The organism is Synoicihabitans lomoniglobus (assembly GCF_029023725.1).
Taxonomy (GTDB): domain Bacteria; phylum Verrucomicrobiota; class Verrucomicrobiia; order Opitutales; family Opitutaceae; genus Actomonas; species Actomonas lomonigloba.
Genome location: NZ_CP119075.1, coordinates 15,644 through 34,124 on the forward strand (window position 1 = coordinate 15,644; position 18,481 = coordinate 34,124).

The window sequence follows — 18,481 nt, forward strand, 5'->3', positions numbered from 1 at the left end:
AAAGTAGCGCGAAGTTCCGACCCGTGGTCAAGGAGTGGCCGGAGCTTTCGTCGCCCCGGAAGCATCGTCCGGTTCGACCGCGGTGAGCTCCGGCGCGGCGGTCTCGGCCGACGGCAGCGTGGAAAGTCCGTTGGCCGTGCCCAGCATGAGCCAGAAAATCACCGCCCCCATGGGCCCTTCGAGCACGACGCCGAAACAGGCCGTCACGAGGATGGTCCAACCACTCAGCCAGAAGGGGAGAGCCAGCCTGTCCTCGGTGTGCACCACGTGCCAGGTTCGCTTGGTTATAACGACGATGATGGCCAAGTAGGCGGCGAGTCCCACCAGACCCATCCGCGCAAACACTGTCATGATGATCGAGTGGGGACTGCGCACGTTGTAGTCCTCACTGACATTGGCGTAGTAAGTTTGCATGAACTCCGACGCGAGATCGTGGCCGAAACCGAGTCCCAGCACGGGATTGGTTTCCCAGGTCTCCCGGGTCACGAGTTCCCACCAGACTAGACGATACTGGTTGTTCGCTCCTTTGTTAAAGGTGTCTTCGCCTTGATAGCGACGATGCCCAGCGGGATCGACGACTGAGATTGCTTTTTCGTAGAGGCCGAGCAGGGGCGTTTGTTGCCAAGGCGTATTGGTGATGCGGGCGACCCACAACGTGCCCAAGACACCGAGCACCGCCGCCGTGCCGACCCAGGCCGTGAGCTTCCAGCGCCGACCGAGCATCAGCCAGCCCCCACCGACCACCAAGGCGAGCATGGCGGCGCGGTTGTCGGTATTGATCACCTCAAACACCATCGCGGCCGCGAGAATCGGCCGATACCAGCCCCCTTTTTGCTCAAAGCGCAGATACTGCACGATGGCTCCCATCGCGAGAAACATGCCCACCAAGTCCGCCTTATAATAAATGAGCGGCGCGCCGTTGATCTGCAGCACGTCAAAGAAGAACCCGGGAAACAGCTCCACCAGTCGGTGGGTGAACAACAGCACCACGGCCGAAATGCGCACGGTCTTGAGCAACACCTCCTTCAGTTCCGGCGCGCGTCGCACCCAGTTTTGGGCGAGGAAGAAGAACGCCGCGTAGTAAACCGTTGCGAAATCCCGCGCAGCGAAAAAGCCGTGGCGGGGGAAATCGAAAGCAAATCGCACCGCTCCGATCACCATCCAGACGACGATAAGAATCTCCAGTCCGCCCACGCGATAGCCGGCGGCGCCACGAGTCGCGCGTTGGATGACTTGCAGCCCCACCAACACGATCAACCCCGCCTCGGCCGGCAGCAGCGGCAATCCCGGTAGCAGGGTCAATTGGGCGAAACCTCGATTACCGACGACGTAGCCCGCCACCAGCGACGCCAGAATCCACGCCTGCAGCCGCGTCGTGCGCATCAACGAGGCCACGACCGCGAGCGAGGCGGCGACCATGGCGGCGGGCCACAACAGCGAACCCTGGGCCACGTGATACCCCGCCACGAGCGCGAGCAAAACGCCGGTGCCGGTAAACAAGCGGGTTCGCCAGACGGGAGCCAAGGTGGTCATGAGTTGCGCAATGAGCGGGAAACGGTGCGGCCGATCGTGCGTGCGACCTTCGAGGGGTCAACGTCTGCCCGCGCGACCGTCATCGCTTCGCCCATACGCGTTGATACAGGTCGCGATAGCCCGCCGCCATGACGTCGGCCGTGAACCGGGCCTCGGCAAACTCGCGAGCGGCGACGGCGGCGGTGGGCCAACTCGGTTCGTCCGCCAGTGCGGTCGTGAGCACACGGGCATAGTCAACCGCGTCACCGGGTCGGGCCATCCACGGATGGTCACCGGGCAGGGCTTCGACGGTGCCCGGGGCCCGGGTGGCAACGATCGGCAAACCGGCCAACGCCGCCTCGATCGCGACCAGGGGCAGTCCTTCGAAACGGGACGGCAGCAACAGGAGATCGAATTCCCTCAACCGTTGCCGGAAATCTGCCACCGGCGCGTGCAGCTCCACCGTCCACCCCGCCGGTGGTTGATCGGCGAGCGCTAACACGACGCCAGCGAGGTCCCCGCTGCCGAACACCCGCAGCCGGGCGGTTCGCCCGGCGGGCAGGCGCGTTTGCGCCAATACCGCGGGCAACAAGTCCGCGCCTTTCTGGGGCTCCAGTCGGCCGCCAAACCCGAGCTCGATTTGCGCGCCCACTTCACGGGGAGCCCGTCGCGTGGTTTCCGGCAAGGGCAGCCCGTTGCGAATGAGTATCGTGGGCTCCGGCGGCGGGGCTGCCCCGGTGCGCCGACGCAGCGCCGCGAGCGCATCCGCCGCGCCTTGCGAAACGGCGGCACAATAGGCCCCGGCCAGTCGTCGGTTGCACCACCGGGCGAGCGGTGGCGCGAAATCCCAGAACACGGCATTGTGAATCGTGCGCACCACCGGAATGTGCCGGAATGATGGATACACCGCGGTCATGACCGCGTAGGCGGCCTCGGGAATTTCGGTATGCAGGTGAATTATGTCGGGTTCGAACTGTCGCACGGCTTTAGCCAACCCGAACCCACTGATCACCATGCCGCCGAAACGCATGCCGATACGGCGTCCGCACATGAGGAGCACGCCTTGCGCTGCGAGTTCGCGTTCCAACGCCCGGCCGGTGTCACCATCCGCCAAGCCGCGCACGGCGTAGACGGCACCCTCGTATTCGGAGCGGAGGCTTTTGATCAACGTCAGCGCCACGCGCTCCGCTCCGCCCAAAGCAAGATGGGAGACAACGTGCAGAACACGGGGAAGGCGAGTAGGGGGCCGCATCGTCAACGCGACCACCATCGTGCAGGGGCGGGGGCGGAAGCAATCCCGCGCTCCATGGCGCGGGCTTGCCGATTTGCTCATTCCGACCTCAACTGCGCACACATGCCCTTGGTTTCGGTCATCATGGCGACACATCAACGCACCCCGTATTTGCCGTTGGCGGTGCGTAGCGTGCTCGCCCAAACGCTTGCCGATTTCGAATTGGTGTTGGTCGACGACGGCGCCGGATTGTCGACCGCGGATCTTGGTCCCGGCGGCGATGATCCCCGGGTGCGGATGGTGTGCCTCCCGCAAAATCAAGGCATACCCGCCGGGCACAATGCCGCGGTCGCTGCCGCCACCGGTGAGTTCGTCGCGTTTCTTGATGCCGACGACGTGTGTTTGCCGGATCGTTTGGAGCGACAGGTCAGCGTGCTCCGAGCGGACCCGTCCGTGGGACTTTGTTCGGGCCTGGCGAAAGCGATCGACGAAACGGGCGGCGTGACCGGGCGCGTGTTCAGTCTGATCGATCCGGCGCAACAACGGCGGTTCAGCACGTTCGACATGCCGGTGGTGTGTCCGACGATGTGTGCCCGGGCCGAATTCGTGCGCCGCCACCTCTACCGGGAACTTTTTACGTCGGCCTCGGATTTCGATTTTTTCGTCCGCGTGGCCGAGAGCGAGCGTTTGGCGGGAATCGCCGAGCCGCTTTTGCACTACCGTTGTCATGACGCCCAAATCACTCGCGCCCGCCGGCGTGACCAAGTGTTGGGGGCGAACCGCGCCCGCCTCGCGACGCAACGACGTCGGGCGGGCGTTGCGGAGGACTTGACCGATCTGGCCCGAATGGGGTGCGACGATGCGGGAGAACCTTGGTCGCTGGGTGCGCAATATCGATGCTTTGCGGACGCCAGTTTGAGGGAAGGGCACGGCCTGCTGGCGACTTATCTCGCCCGCAAGTTGGTTTCGGTCAGTCGTCGTCCGGCCGATTGGCTCCATGCGTCGCACGTCGCCAGCCAAGCGTGTCGAGGCGCCTCGACCGGACGGGTTGAGCTGATGAGATTGTTCCTGACCGGACCGTTGCGGACCTACGGATTGCGACCGGCCTGATCTGGCGAAGGCGCGATCGGATACCAGCGGCCGATTGGACGCACCACCACCAGCGCGACCAACGGCGAAGCGATCAGCCAGTTTGAAAATGCTTCGGGACCCAGGCGGGCGCACCACCACCCGCCCATCAGCAGGATCACGGAACCGGTGATTTCCGCCGGGGCACAAGCCGCTTCGCGATGGGAAGCGAGGAGTTGGGTGTGAAAAAGCGATTTCAAGCCGAGGGTGAGACCGAAGCATCCCGTCGGCAGAATCCAAGCCAGCGCAGGAGCGTAGTCTGGGGCGATCAACGGACCGATCAGCCACGGACCGAGCGCCGTTAGCCCCAGCAGTCCAGCGACAGCGGCGACCGTAAAACCAATGGCGACCAAATCCACTTGGCGCGTCATCCGTCGCCGGTCTTCGGCGGAGCCATCGCCGAGCGCGAACCATCCGGGTTGGGCGTATTGCAGCAGGGCGGTGCAGACCATGGCGGGCAGGAGCCCGACGCCACTGGCCAAAACGAAATAGCCGATGGTGGCGGCATCAAAATACCCGGCGATGAACCATCGGTTGGCTCCCATCACCATCCAGCCCATCAACGACAGCACGACGAACATGCCGCCCTCGTAGGCGGGCGGCAACTTGGCGGTGGACGGTGCCGGTTGACGCCAAATCCCGCGCCCGAGCAGCAGCCATCCTCCCATGCCGGCGAGCACCGCTGCATGCAGCGTGAAGCCCGTCCAGAGTGAGAGCACGGCGCCCCCGGCGAGCGTGAACAATACCGGTGGCAAGAAGGTGCGGGTGACCGAACCGGCTGCGCTCACCGCCAAATCGCGCCAGTGTTGGCGGTCCGCCTGCAGGGCCGATTGAGCCATCGCCCCGACCGAAATAAGGGCGGTGCTGAGAAATACCGCCGCGCCCACGGCGACGGCCGAACCGATCCCCGGGTTGAGGCCCATCCCCCACATGGCGACGCCCGTTCCGACTCCGGCCAAAGCGAGCCAGCCCAAACGCCGTTGCCAGGCCCGCCCGACGAGGCCGACGAAAGCCGGCCGATCGGAGGCCGCCGCCCAATGGCGCACGACGAATCGCGTGACCCCGGCAAACACCACGCCGTTGCCCAACGGAATGAGCGTGAGAAACAACCCGTAAAGCCCCAGCACCTCCGGCGGCAGCAAGGACGAGTTGACCCGCACACCCGCCAGTCCGCAGGCCAGCCCAACGGCTTGGGCGGCGAGGATGGGAATCATCCGCAGGCGACTTGATGAAGGGGCATGGACCATGGCTTGTCGCGATCACCACGACAGCAAGCGGAGGCCGCTGCAAGTCGAGGTAGCAGGCCAGCAGGTTCGAACCGCATGACCGCCTCGGGTTGGACGGGAAACGCCGAGCTCCGGCTCGGCACCACCGTGTCCATGGATGGCCTCCCGTGGTAGGCCGCCTGCTCGCAGGCGCTCTCATCAAGGCAAACCCAACCGCAGATTTCGTGGATGAACGCGGATAATAACGGAATCAATCGATCGGATTTGAACGCCACAAAAGGCGCGAAAAATCACCAAAAACTCCGACCCGATCTATCAGCCTGACGGAATCTTCACCCCCCCCGCGATAATCCGCGCCATCTGCGGTTACCGGTGCATCCATCCACGCCGTCATTTCAGCTTCTCCGCCTTTCAGTTTTCAGCATCTTCAAAAATCAATCGTCATCCATGCGGTCGAGCGGGCTATGCACCCGACGCGATGCCGCCTTGGCCACGTGCGTATAGATCATCGTCGTCTCAATGCTCTTGTGGCCCAGCAATTCCTGAATGCTGCGCAGATCCACGCCATCTTCGACCAAATGCGTCGCGTAGCTATGCCGCAGCGTGTGGCAGGAAATCGATTTCTCGATTCGGGCAAATCGGGCCGCTTGTTTGATAGCTACTGACAGCGTGTTCTTGTGCAAATGGTGACGTCGACGTAGCCCGGAGCGTGGATCATTCTGCAGATTCTTGGTCGGGAAAAACCACTGCCATGCAAACTCTATACCTGCGTTGGGATATTTGGTTTCGAGGGCATGAGGCAAATACACTCCGGGCAGACTATTGATCCGGTCGACCTCATGCAGTCCGCGCAATCGCTTCAAATGCTCGCCCAACGTTTCACTCAAAGCGACGGGAATGGGAACGCTGCGATCTTTGTCTCCCTTACCCGCTCGCACCGCGATGAGACCGCGCGCCAGATCCACATCCGTTACCCGCAAACGCACGCACTCCATCAGCCGCAATCCCGCGCCATACATCAACCGCAACATCAATCCGGACGTTCCCTCGGTCACTTGCAGCACCCGACGCACTTCCGAGCGATCCATCACCACCGGCATTTTGCGTCCCCGTTTCGCTCGCACCGTGTCGTGTAGTTCCCCCAAATCCCGCCCCAGCACATGCGTGAAGAAAAACAGGATCGCGGAAAACGACTGATTCTGAGTGGAGGCCGCTACATTTCTCCCCACTGCCAAATGCTCCAAAAAGCGCTGCACATGCGCTTCACCCAAATCCGCCAACGGCACATCGGCATGAAAATCCAACAACTGCCGCACCCATTGCCGATACGTGTTTTCCGTCCGCAGGGCATAGTGGCGCACCCGGAGTGCCGTGCTCAGGGCGTTCTGCCAGTTTTGCCGGGAAACCGAAACCGCTGCTCCCGTCGATCCGGCTGCAGGTGAAACGCCTGAGGTCGACGCTGCCCCCGTCGCACCATCCATGGTAGAGGCGTCGTGATCCACCGGCGGCTTGATGCGAAAACGCGGTATCCACGCCCCAGCATCGGACCTTTCCCAATGCCAGTTTTCGATGCCGCGAATAAACACCGTCAGCGCCTGTTTGGTTTGATCCACCCGATACGCAGTCCCTTCGCCAAACTGTTCAACTGACAAAGCATCGAAAAAACCGCGGGCGAGCACTCGCGCCTCGACCTGATCACCACGATTGCGACAGTATCGCAGAAAGCTTTCCAAATGAAACGACCACCACCCCAGTTGTTTCGCAGTCAAATGAACTGCCTGTGCCTCGACCAATCGGCGAACCCAAGGACTCGCCTCAGGCTCCCGACGCTCCCCTTTGGGCCTCCCATCACCATTTTTTGGATGCGCCATAATGGCGCGAAGAAAACAAAAAATCCTAGCAAATGTCCAATTTTTTGTGCTTTTGCCCCCATTGGGTCACAATTTATTGTGACTATATAACGTTCGACATAATTCCAATGAATTCGGTGCATCTCAAGATTGTAGGTTGGTTCCCAGAGGCGAAGAAAGTATCCGCGACTCAAGCACTACAAATCGGAGCAGATTTAGATTTATCCGAAGCCAAAAGAATAATCGATGAGGTTTTGGATGGTAAGCATGTTTCACTTCCAGCGATGGGGAGAAAGAATGCGGAGGCACTTAGTGTATCGCTAGAGTCGCTAAAATTCGAAACCGAATTGGAATCACTCAGATGAAAACAGAGTCGAACCAGACGATCTTCCTTAGGTAGTATCAAGTGATAAAACTCGTTATTTAGCAGGAACCCTGGCGGGGACCAGCGGTGGAGGGCGAAGCCATTCACCGCCCGTTTCATGGGAGTGGTTTGTGGGGTTGGGGATCCCGGGCACCCGCGATGATCTTCATCCGATGATCTGGCCTGTAGTCGACCAGTCTGGTGGATACTTTAACGGCGGTGTGACCGGGGTCCCGCCGGAAGGGGCGGTGGGAACATGCAGGTGGTCATCGGCCGAAGCCGTGACGAACGACTGGCGGCCCTCTTGCCGACGGGCCCCGGAAAGGTTTTTAGCGTAAGGGTTCGATCATGGGTGGGGTGGGAAAGGTGAGGATGTCAGGCGGCTTCAGGCCGCCGCCCGGGTCGCCGATTCACAGGCAAACACGCGTTGCGGATCGTAGGTCGTGGCGCTGCGTTCCAGGCCGTAGAGCAGTTTGAGGAACTTGCGCGCGACCGCGGTCATGGCCTTGGCTCCACACATGCCCTCGGCGCGTTTGCCGTGGTAATACTCGCCGTAGAGTTGCCCTCGCACCACGCGCTTGAGCACCGCTTGTGAGAGCACGTGGCGCAAGCGGGCGCGTCCCTTTTTGCTTTGCCGATCCTGTCCACGTTGCGAGCCACTTTGGCGGGGACGCAGGTTCAATCCACCGTAGCGCAACAGTTGTTTGACACTGGCAAACTCGTTGAGTGGCCCGGTCTCCGCGAGCACCCGGGCTAATAGGAATGGACTGATCAGGCCGGGGTGCGCTTGCAGCCGGGTTTCCTCGTGTCGCTGCAGTTGTTCGAGGAGCCCGATCATGCGGTCGCGGCAGGCTTGCATGCGTTGCTGGACCAGGCGTAGGTCGGCGTAGTGCTCACGCAATTGCGCGCTCAGTTCCTCGCGCCACAGCTCGTCATCGACGCACAACTCGCAGGCTTGGGCATCGTGCCACAGTCGCGCGATCGTCGAGTGATACAACTTGCGCCGGCGCAGGCGCTCGCGGAAGCGGCTCCACCCGGGCGCGAGCATCGAGGCCGGGTTGAACCCATAGAGCTCGAGCACGACCCCGGCCGCGCGGCTCTTAAATAACCAGTCCTTTTTGAAGGACAACTCGCTGCACAGGTGCAGCAAGGTCTTGTGAATCCGATTTTTGGTCTGCGTGCAGCCACGCTCCAGTCGATCGTAATAGGCTCCCAGTTCGCGCAGGGCCAGCCACCGACTGGTGAGCTCCCGGTCCGTGAGCGTCTTGCCCCACTTGGCCAATAGCAGCATCGTGCGCGGATCCTTCCAATCGCTCTTGCCGGTATCGTTGTTCTGCACCACCTGCATCTGGTGCACGCTCTCACCACTCACCAACGCGGTCATGCAACCATGCTGGCGGGCGAGTTTTAAAAGGCGCTTTTCGTAGCCACCGGTGGGTTCGCAAATCACCTGGGCGTGAGTGAATCCCAAGGCCTTAGCACGGGCCTTGATCTGATCCAACCACGCCGGGATCGCCGTGTTGGCATTGGGCACGATGCCCTCCTCCAGACGGCCTTTATCATCACATTCAAACGCCCAGTTCAAACTCTGCTTGGAGACATCCACGCAGACATTGAGCCAGCGGCTTTGCAGTTGCTCACTGCCAGGATTGATCGTTGGTTTGTTCATGCTTAACTCCGTGGTCCCGGTAACACCAAAACGCGGAAGGTCGCAACCTCTCGCGCTCCCGTTGCCGGGACCGCTTTCTTGGCCTCATTCACCTATTAGTAGCATGCAGAGAATTCGGGCCAGTCGCACGACCTTGGCGTATGAGACTTCACTTGCTGGTCCCTCTTCTCTGATCTAAATCGATGGAAATAGCGAGGAGCTGACTCCACCGCTTAAAATAAAATTACTCCACTGCTCAGACTAGAACCACTCCGCCGCAGAAAACCGTCAGCCTGAAAGAAGCCAGAAATTTACCCCATTCCACCTGCGTTCCCATCACCCAAGATATGAAAATTGATCCATCAAATCGCTTCAGACAACTCCGGCCGCTGCGCGGCCTCCGCGTCTGAGCTCCGACGTTCGCCGGAAGTTACTACAGTGCGATCGATTCCCGACGTTCCCTTAAACCCACTCCACCGCAGAGAAGAGCCACTCCACCGCACAAAATGAAAGTCGAGGATTCAGGATTCGGAGCACTTCATACGTCCGAAAAAGAAGGGCGAACCCTGAGAGTTTGGATGTCGCGAAGCCGACATCCTGACTCCTGATGAACAAGCCCCAAGCAAGGTCAGGCGTGGGTGCCTACGCCTTATGCGTTTTGTATTTCGAGCGGGTTATTGAGCGCAGAGCCGAAGCCGTCCGCCGCTGACCCGTTCGGTGTTCCTCGAAGCACGTTTCTGACTTTCTCCGGGTTGTTTTGGCGGATTTAGTCACGCGTAGTGGTGCGCTAGATACGCCGTAGCGTGATTTGCGCGCCATGCAGGCGCGCCGTCGCGTGTCCACCGCGACGAGCGGTGGATTCCTGCGTGAATAATCATTGGAGATGGCAGTCTTCATGCGGCCCGTGAGACGAACGGCGGCGAACGCGCGACGCGTGGCAGGGTGCCGACGCAGCGCAACGACTCGGCTTGGCAATGCGGGCACACCAGGTGCCACTGCACCACGTCTTCGGCCTGCTTCGGGCGCACGACGATCTCCACTTCGAGCAAGGTCTCGACGACCCGCCGTCGCCGCCACGCCGCCGGGTGCTCCCAGCCGAAGTGGCGCACACGATGGACTCCGGCGGGCAAGACGTGCTGCAAGTATCGCCGCATGAACTCACCCGCCTCCAACGTGCACTCCTTGTGCTCACCACTCGCACTGTCGCGGTAGCCGAGGCGCACCGACTGAGCATCCATGGAACGGATACGCTCGTCGCTGATGGCGGTGCGCTGCACGTAACGTGCGAGGTATTTGATCGCGGCGACCCCGGAGCCGACGTGCTGGATGTCGACCACCCACTTTTTCCGCCAGCAGGAATCGGGCACCTGCGCGTGCCACGAAGGCAACGCGGCGCGCAGCGCCGCTGCCATGCCTTGGCGAAAGCGCGCCGCGACCGGTGCAGACGGCATCAGCCACGCGGGTTTGTGGGTATGGCGCCACGCGGAACCCTCTTCAGCCAAACCACCGCCCGGCACGATGAAGTGGACATGCGGATGCAACTGCATCTGGCGTCCCCACGTGTGCAACACGCCGGTCATGCCCAGATCGGCTCCGAGGTGTTTGGGCAACGACGCGATCGATTGCAGCGCGCGGGCCGACTCGCCAAAGAGCAGGTCGATCATCACCTTCGGCTCCGCCGCGAAGATCGCGCGCAGCGGTGCGGGCAGTGTGAAGGTCACCATAAAATATGGCACCGGCAGCAAGCGGTCCCGCTGGCGCTGCGTCCATGCCGCCGTGCGGGCCCCGCCGCACCGCGGACACGAGCGGTGATGGCAGCTATGGTAGGCGAAGTCGTGCTTTGTGCAGTGGGCACAGCGATACACGCGGCCGCCCATCTCGGGCGTCCGACACCGCGCGATCGCCGCCAACGCCCGGCGCTGCGCCGGGCTGATGGCATGCGTGCACGCGTAGCCCGGGGCTTGCGCCCCGAGCCACTCGGCCAAGGCCGACACGGATTTAACTAAATGCCGTCGAGCAAACGACTCACCGCCGCGCGAGCGGCGGCTTCATTGACGGCGGTCAGATGCGTGTAAATGGCGGTCGTTTCAATGGAGGAGTGGCCCATGAACTGCGCAATCAAGCGGATGCTCACGCCCTCTTCGAGCAGGTGCGTCGCATACGAATGACGCAGCGTGTGCGGGTGGGTGCCCTTGGGCAGTTTGGCCACCGGCACGACCAACCGCAGGCAGTTTTGGATCGAACCCACGCCCATCGGTTCGGACGCGAGAGCCAGGCGCTCGCGCGCACCGGGCCCCTCGCGCCAGCCCCGACCGGTGCCAGGGAACACCCACTTCGGATGCCGGTGCGTGCGCCAGTAGGCGCGCAACTCCTCGAGCATCGATTCGGGCAGCGGCACGTAGCGCTCCTTTTGCCCCTTCGTGTGGTGCAGATGCAGTCGGCACGGCTCACGCTTGATATCGGTCACCTCTAGTGTCGTTGCTTCACGGATACGCAACCCGCACGCATAGATGAGTCGCAGGATGGTGCGAAACCGAGGTTCGGTGATCGCCGCGAACAACCGCGCCACCTCGGCGCGGGTGAGCACCGCGGGCAAGGTTTTGCGATCGGGCGAGCGCACCAGGTCGAACAGCTTCCACGGGTGGCCCAGCAACTTGCCGTAGAAGTTGCGCATGGCGCACACGGCGGTGCGCATCGTGCTGCCGCTGTAGTGGTGGACCTCCTTGAGGTGCAGCAGGTAGGCGCGAAGCTGCGCCTCGTTCAATTCGGCCGGATCGCGCTTCACGTGCTGCGCGAGTTTGCGCACGTAGCGCACATACTCCGAGCGGGTGGAGAAGGCCATGCTTCGCAGCTTGAGCATCTCATCGAAGCGCACTAACGATTGATACTGTTCGGTGACGTCACGACGGAAGTCGCGACCTTTACGGGTGGATTTGTTTTTGGACATAGCACCGCCAGTCTTGCGATTGGCGGACCAAAATACATCGTCAACCGCCGTGCGTCCCGAACGTCATACCCCTCACTCCTCACTGCGCCGCGCAGCGGCTTCGTTCATCCAGCCGGTCGAGACAACGACGGCCAGGGCCGCCGTTGTGTGATCGCTCCTCCTCAATCTCGGCCACGATTTCACGTTCGCTGGCCATCGCGTCTCACCTATAACGATGGGCGATATAGCAAAGACCCTCCTCAAGTGCGGCGTCGGTTTCGTAGTTGGTTGGGTCATCTACATGGTCGCGATGGTGCTGACGGTTTACGACGGCGCTCTCTCGCTTATCTTCCAGGCGATCATGGCATCCATTTGTAGCGGTGTATTCGTAGCCGCGGCGCTACTTGTCGGGCTTCCCCTGCGTGCCCCGAAGATAAGAGAAGTTTGGAGCGCCATTGGTTGGTGGTCTCTCATTCTCAGTTTCGTCGCGGTCGGCGTTATGGTTTTTCACGCGAGGCTTGGTCTCCAGACTGAATTAGTTGATCCAGAGACGAAAGAGCCAGTGAAGACTATGTTGCCCATGGCCGCACTCATCTGCTATTTCATGGCGATCTTCCCGATCGTGAACCTACCCCGAAATAAAAGGCCCATCAAGTTGGTGCAGACAAGGACCACAAGTGGTCCTGTCTCTGAAGTTTGGCACCGACTAGTTTTTTGGGAGGAAAGGGCTTGTCATTAATCTAGTAATTAAACTAGTTATCTTCATGGGCTATCCAACTAAAGTTCAATGCATTCAGCGGAAGGAAACTTCCCAGTTCTATATCAACTTCCCCACTCCCATCGCTCAAGCGATGGACTTCGCCAAAGGCGAGACCGTCGAGTGGACGATCCACGACAAGGGCCACCTCATTGTCTCCCGGCGTGAAGTCCCGCCCGACAGGGTCCCTGTAAAAAAAACGCCTCGTTGAGCGAAGCGTTCGATTCCCTGCTCGATGGTCTCGCGCCGGTCTTCGACTTGCCCGAGGACTTTGCGCGCGCCCGCACGCAATGGCTGGCTGGGTTGCTCAACCTGGGCCGCCACACGGTGACCGGTGCATTGAGCACCGCTGGCTCCCAGCACCGGGACTGGTCGGCGGATTATCGGTTGCTGCAACGCCTGCCGGTCGAGCCGATCTTCGCACACGTGCGCACCGAGGCACTGGCTGCCACCGATGCCACCCGGCCCTGGGTGGTCGCATTGGACGACTCCATCACACGCAAGACCGGCCGGTGCATCCCCGGCTGCGGCTGGCGCAAGGACCCCCTCGGTCCGCCCTTCAACGTCAACTTCATCTGGGGCCAGCGCGTGCTCCAGTTCAGCGCCGCGATGCCCGCCGACGACGGCTCCGCCCGGCTGGTGCCGGTGGACTGGCAAGAGGCTCCATTGCCCAAAAAGCCCTCGCGTCACGCCGACGCCCAGGCGCAGGCGGCGTATGTGGAGGCGCGCAAACAGGCCAACATCAACAAAGTCGCCGCCGAACGCATGGCGCACCTGCGCACCGCGACCCAACGGCCCATCCACTGGGTGAGCGACGGGCGCTTCACCAACCGCACCCTCCTGCGCCAACTGCCGGAAAACACCGTGCTGATCGGCCGGGTGCGCAAGGACACCAAACTCTACGCGCCCTACGCAGCGCAGCCCGGCAAGAACGGCCGCCCCCGCAAGTATGGCGACACCTTGCCCACGCCCGAACAGCTGCGCGTGGACGACACCGTCGGGTGGACCCGGGTGTCGGCCTTTGCGGCCGCAAAGCGTCACGACTTTAAGATCAAAACCCAGGGGCCGGTGCTCGCCCGTATCACCGGAGTCGATACGCTGGTGCAGGTGGTCGTGATCGCGCCCCTGGGCTACCGATTGAAAACAGGCGGCAAATTGCTCTACCGGCAGCCCGCCTACCTGATCTGCACCGATGCGGACGTGCCGCTCGCAGAGATCTTGCAGGAATACCTCTGGCGCTGGGACATCGAGGTCAACTTCAAGGACGAAAAGGACCTGCTCGGTGTCAGCGAAGCGCAGTTGCGCGAACCCGAGGCGGTGCGCCGCCAGCCCGCCTGCGCGGTGGCCGCGTATGCGCTCCTGTTGCTCGCCGGGCACAAAACCTACGGCTCGAATCGACTGCCGCCCTCGGTGCCCCTCGCCAAATGGCGACGTCGTGAACCCCCGCGCCGCGCCACGACTGGCCTGCTCATCAACCAGCTGCGCGTCGAACTGTGGTCGCGCCACCTACGGCCGGACAGTTTATCGCACTTCTGCTCTCGCACCCGGCCAATCCACAAATCGGATAAACCCGCCACCGACCTCGCCTCCGCCCTGTTCTACTCCCATAATTAAGCCTCACTCGCGCCAAACTTCAGAGACAAGGACCACAAGTGGTCCTGTCTGACCGCTAACGTTCGACGCAGAAAAATTCTATGAGTGAATCCCCACCAACCCTCGTGCTTCCCGACATCGCCAGAATCCGGCTGCGTCGGATTAAAGCAGGCTCACTGTTCAAGCTGGTGTTCCTAGCGACTTCCGCCGTCTTTTGCCCGATGTTTTTGTTCTTCGGCATACTCGCCCTATTTGGAGCGAAAACGGTTACCGTATCAGGATCCCCGGTCACGGGGATTATGGGATTAGTCGCAGCGTTGATTATGGCTCCCCTGTTCTCAGTGATCTTTTCCCTCTTCGGGTGGATTGGATCGTATATTGGCATTCGCATCTGGGGGCACTTCAAACCCATCACGCTTGAGTATGTGCCAGCAGGCGAATAAGGAGTCGAACCAGTCAGTGCAGACAAGGACCACAAGTGGTCCTGTCTGACTTCAAACGTTCAGCGTAGTTGAAATCAGGATGCAAAATGACGTTCGAAGTAAACCGATCAACGGCAGCGGAAGAGAAGCATTGAGCCGCTGAAGCGGATTCCCCAAAAAGAGAGCTCTCCGATTCGAACCACCACCAGGATGAAACCCGCCAAATCGTATTCCTTTCCCCGATACGAATCGAATTCTCCAAAGAGGCTGAACCAATCGCCGGAGACAAGGACCACAAGTGGTCCTGTCTCAGCTTAGTCGTTGGACGAACAAGCATGAAGTCGCTCGCGATACTAGTTTTGACGACAGTTGGGGTATTCGGGAATACCCCACCGCTGCCGCTTTCAGTCGATGATCGTTTCTATCTCGTTCGAACTGAGACCGGCGAAAGAGAGGCATATTTGCGGGAAGAGGGCCTCGTGTTGGTTCTGGAGCCAGACGGTCTTCACATCGGTGCTGAGCGAATTCCAGATCCCGAATCGGTCGCCTACATTGATCGTTTACTGAAAGAAAAGAAGACGGATCGTATTCACCTATTTGTGCGTGAGAGTTCGAAATATGGAGCGGTGATCCAAGCGACCGATCTTCTCCGACAGACCTCAGCGAGGCATGTCGGCCTTTATCTCGATGAGCTTATTCCCGGAGTGACCTACCAGTGAGAAATCAAAGGTCCAACCAGCCAGTCGAGACAACTCCGGCCGCTGCGCGGCCTCCGTGTCTCACTTGAATCGTTCGACGATAATGGAGTTTCGGGCCGAAATTGAGTTCACGCCAGACGATGCGGTTATCGCTGATCGGATGCACCGGCATCATAGCCCTCATGCACGCAAGGCGATGTTCGCAGGCGCGGTTTTACTTTCGTCCATCTTCGGCTTTATCGCCCTTCGGATGAACTTTCCGGTCATTGGCTTTCTGGGGATTGCGCTCGGTCTGATCTTGGTCAGTTCCATTCCTCTCTATGAGCGGCTCGTCCGGAAAGCAGCCCGGAATGGAAGGAAAGAGAAGCTGTCGGTCCATCTCACTGAAAGGGGGGCGCATCTTTGGGATAGTCGGGAGGATTACAGCCACACTTGGGACATCGTCCCTCGGGCAAGATTGGATGAGCGTGGGGTATTGCTCTACCTTGATACGGCTCGATACCTCTTCATCCCTGCTCGCGCGTGGCACGGAGGTTACCGCAGAGAGGATATGAAAGCCTTCTTCCAGACTGTAATCAAAAAGTCGAACAAATCGCCGGAGACAAGGACCACAAGTGGTCCTGTCTCAGCTTAAGCGATAGGCAGAATATGAAGTGCCCCAACTGTGATGCTCCCCTCATTTCCGGCGAATCAGTTTTCAAGAAGAACGCTTCGGATTTCGTCGTATTCGGATTCGGCTCTGTGAATTTGAAGATGAAGACCGACGATGGAGAGGACCTGCTGCTCTTGGATGCCTCAGAGAAGTCCGCCGCCCAGTTTTGTCGCGAATGCGGAGTCGTGGTGATTGCCACAGAAAAAGGACGTCGTTCTGCGGTCCGAAAGGCCGAAGACAAATGAGAAGAAGGCCTATCAAGCTGGTGCAGACAAGGACCACAAGTGGTCCTGTCTGACCGTCATCGATCGGCGAACTAAATGAGCGTGGACCAAACAAACGTCGTGGATGCGATCGGGCGCCTTCGAGACACTGGAGATGTCGCGCTTACCATTTCCGACCACCTTGATTGGGATAGTCCGGAGGAGCACCTGTTTACCCTCCAGGAGAAGATCAATTCCTACCTCGCGTTCATCGAATCCGGTCAGATCTGGGAGGAGTTCGAAGACGCCAAGGGAAAGAAAGTATTTATCGATGTCTATTTCCGCGTAGCTCCGCCTGAAGGCGACGCGATGAGATTTCTAGCCACCGCCAGACAGGCGATCGAGTCAGCCGGTTTTCATTTCCGATACCACACAGAAGAAGAAGGGCCGATCCAGTCGATCTTCCTTAGGTAGTATCAAGTGATAAAACTCGTTATTTAGCAGGAACCCTGGCGGGGACCAGCGGTGGAGGGCGAAGCCATTCACCGCCCGTTTCATGGGAGTGGTTTGTGGGGTTGGGGATCCCGGGCACCCGCGATGATCTTCATCCGATGATCTGGCCTGTAGTCGACCAGTCTGGTGGATACTTTAACGGCGGTGTGACCGGGGTCCCGCCGGAAGGGGCGGTGGGAACATGCAGGTGGTCATCGGCCGAAGCCGTGACGAACGACTGGCGGCCCTCTTGCCGACGGGCCCCGGAAAGGTTTTTAGCGTAAGGGTTCGATCATGGGTGGGGTGGGAAAGGTGAGGATGTCAGGCGGCTTCAGGCCGCCGCCCGGGTCGCCGATTCACAGGCAAACACGCGTTGCGGATCGTAGGTCGTGGCGCTGCGTTCCAGGCCGTAGAGCAGTTTGAGGAACTTGCGCGCGACCGCGGTCATGGCCTTGGCTCCACACATGCCCTCGGCGCGTTTGCCGTGGTAATACTCGCCGTAGAGTTGCCCTCGCACCACGCGCTTGAGCACCGCTTGTGAGAGCACGTGGCGCAAGCGGGCGCGTCCCTTTTTGCTTTGCCGATCCTGTCCACGTTGCGAGCCACTTTGGCGGGGACGCAGGTTCAATCCACCGTAGCGCAACAGTTGTTTGACACTGGCAAACTCGTTGAGTGGCCCGGTCTCCGCGAGCACCCGGGCTAATAGGAATGGACTGATCAGGCCGGGGTGCGCTTGCAGCCGGGTTTCCTCGTGTCGCTGCAGTTGTTCGAGGAGCCCGATCATGCGGTCGCGGCAGGCTTGCATGCGTTGCTGGACCAGGCGTAGGTCGGCGTAGTGCTCACGCAATTGCGCGCTCAGTTCCTCGCGCCACAGCTCGTCATCGACGCACAACTCGCAGGCTTGGGCATCGTGCCACAGTCGCGCGATCGTCGAGTGATACAACTTGCGCCGGCGCAGGCGCTCGCGGAAGCGGCTCCACCCGGGCGCGAGCATCGAGGCCGGGTTGAACCCATAGAGCTCGAGCACGACCCCGGCCGCGCGGCTCTTAAATAACCAGTCCTTTTTGAAGGACAACTCGCTGCACAGGTGCAGCAAGGTCTTGTGAATCCGATTTTTGGTCTGCGTGCAGCCACGCTCCAGTCGATCGTAATAGGCTCCCAGTTCGCGCAGGGCCAGCCACCGACTGGTGAGCTCCCGGTCCGTGAGCGTCTTGCCCCACTTGGCCAATAGCAGCATCGTGCGCGGATCCTTCCAATCGCTCTTGCCGGTATCGTTGTTCTGCACCACCTGCATCTGGTGCACGCTCTCACCACTCACCAACGCGGTCATGCAACCATGCTGGCGGGCGAGTTTTAAAAGGCGCTTTTCGTAGCCACCGGTGGGTTCGCAAATCACCTGGGCGTGAGTGAATCCCAAGGCCTTAGCACGGGCCTTGATCTGATCCAACCACGCCGGGATCGCCGTGTTGGCATTGGGCACGATGCCCTCCTCCAGACGGCCTTTATCATCACATTCAAACGCCCAGTTCAAACTCTGCTTGGAGACATCCACGCAGACATTGAGCCAGCGGCTTTGCAGTTGCTCACTGCCAGGATTGATCGTTGGTTTGTTCATGCTTAACTCCGTGGTCCCGGTAACACCAAAACGCGGAAGGTCGCAACCTCTCGCGCTCCCGTTGCCGGGACCGCTTTCTTGGCCTCATTCACCTATTAGTAGCATGCCGGGCAGGTATAATTTTCTCAAATTACGTTTATTAAAGCGGTCTGAATCCACCCGAA

The 18,481-nt window shown here is 60.4% G+C and carries 15 protein-coding genes; 7 read left to right on the forward strand and 8 right to left on the reverse strand.

Annotated features, from left to right (window positions below; all coding sequences use genetic code 11):
* Positions 1-27: 27 nt before the first annotated feature.
* Entirely contained in the window at positions 28-1,533 is a 1,506-nt protein-coding gene (locus PXH66_RS00055) for an O-antigen ligase family protein (protein ID WP_330928224.1), read from the reverse strand.
* Between the two features lie 79 nt (positions 1,534-1,612).
* Entirely contained in the window at positions 1,613-2,764 is a 1,152-nt protein-coding gene (locus tag PXH66_RS00060) for a glycosyltransferase (RefSeq protein WP_330932179.1), read from the reverse strand.
* Positions 2,765-2,866: 102 nt separating this feature from the next.
* Between PXH66_RS00060 and PXH66_RS00065 the strand changes: the two genes are divergently transcribed.
* Complete coding sequence (locus tag PXH66_RS00065; RefSeq protein ID WP_330928222.1) at positions 2,867-3,853, forward strand: glycosyltransferase family 2 protein; 987 nt, start codon at positions 2,867-2,869, stop codon at positions 3,851-3,853.
* Here the strand turns inward: PXH66_RS00065 and PXH66_RS00070 are convergent.
* The 5 genes from PXH66_RS00070 to PXH66_RS00090 form a co-directional block, all read right to left on the reverse strand.
* Complete coding sequence (locus PXH66_RS00070) at positions 3,832-5,085, reverse strand: lipopolysaccharide biosynthesis protein (protein WP_330928221.1); 1,254 nt, start codon at positions 5,083-5,085, stop codon at positions 3,832-3,834. The two genes, PXH66_RS00065 and PXH66_RS00070, sit on opposite strands and share 22 nt — an antisense overlap.
* A gap of 446 nt (positions 5,086-5,531) precedes the next feature.
* Positions 5,532-6,866, reverse strand: coding sequence for an integron integrase (locus PXH66_RS00075; RefSeq protein WP_330932180.1), 1,335 nt, complete (start codon positions 6,864-6,866; stop codon positions 5,532-5,534).
* Between the two features lie 830 nt (positions 6,867-7,696).
* Complete coding sequence (locus PXH66_RS00080) at positions 7,697-8,980, reverse strand: transposase (protein WP_330932181.1); 1,284 nt, start codon at positions 8,978-8,980, stop codon at positions 7,697-7,699.
* Positions 8,981-9,852: 872 nt separating this feature from the next.
* The gene (locus tag PXH66_RS00085; protein ID WP_330932182.1) at positions 9,853-10,953 is read right to left on the reverse strand and encodes an IS91 family transposase; all 1,101 of its coding nucleotides are present in this window, start codon (positions 10,951-10,953) and stop codon (positions 9,853-9,855) included.
* 8 nt (positions 10,954-10,961) lie between these two features.
* Entirely contained in the window at positions 10,962-11,906 is a 945-nt protein-coding gene (locus PXH66_RS00090; RefSeq protein WP_330932082.1) for a tyrosine-type recombinase/integrase, read from the reverse strand.
* Between the two features lie 943 nt (positions 11,907-12,849).
* Here PXH66_RS00090 and PXH66_RS00095 point away from each other — a divergent pair.
* The 6 genes from PXH66_RS00095 to PXH66_RS00120 all read left to right on the forward strand — a co-directional run bounded on the left by PXH66_RS00095 (position 12,850) and on the right by PXH66_RS00120 (position 16,684).
* Positions 12,850-14,256 carry an IS701 family transposase gene (locus PXH66_RS00095; RefSeq protein ID WP_330932081.1) on the forward strand — a complete coding sequence of 469 codons (1,407 nt, stop codon included), beginning with the start codon at positions 12,850-12,852 and terminating at the stop codon, positions 14,254-14,256.
* A gap of 104 nt (positions 14,257-14,360) precedes the next feature.
* Complete coding sequence (locus PXH66_RS00100) at positions 14,361-14,678, forward strand: hypothetical protein (RefSeq protein WP_330932183.1); 318 nt, start codon at positions 14,361-14,363, stop codon at positions 14,676-14,678.
* A 314-nt stretch (positions 14,679-14,992) separates the two neighbouring features.
* Positions 14,993-15,376 carry a hypothetical protein gene (locus PXH66_RS00105; protein WP_330932184.1) on the forward strand — a complete coding sequence of 128 codons (384 nt, stop codon included), beginning with the start codon at positions 14,993-14,995 and terminating at the stop codon, positions 15,374-15,376.
* Between the two features lie 64 nt (positions 15,377-15,440).
* The gene (locus tag PXH66_RS00110; protein WP_330932185.1) at positions 15,441-15,989 is read left to right on the forward strand and encodes a hypothetical protein; all 549 of its coding nucleotides are present in this window, start codon (positions 15,441-15,443) and stop codon (positions 15,987-15,989) included.
* A 14-nt stretch (positions 15,990-16,003) separates the two neighbouring features.
* The gene (locus PXH66_RS00115; RefSeq protein WP_330932186.1) at positions 16,004-16,252 is read left to right on the forward strand and encodes a hypothetical protein; all 249 of its coding nucleotides are present in this window, start codon (positions 16,004-16,006) and stop codon (positions 16,250-16,252) included.
* A gap of 75 nt (positions 16,253-16,327) precedes the next feature.
* Complete coding sequence (locus PXH66_RS00120) at positions 16,328-16,684, forward strand: DUF6572 domain-containing protein (protein ID WP_330932187.1); 357 nt, start codon at positions 16,328-16,330, stop codon at positions 16,682-16,684.
* 349 nt (positions 16,685-17,033) lie between these two features.
* On the opposite strand, the gene PXH66_RS00125 is transcribed toward PXH66_RS00120, so the two are convergent.
* Entirely contained in the window at positions 17,034-18,317 is a 1,284-nt protein-coding gene (locus PXH66_RS00125; protein WP_330932181.1) for a transposase, read from the reverse strand.
* Between the last annotated feature and the right edge of the window lie 164 nt (positions 18,318-18,481).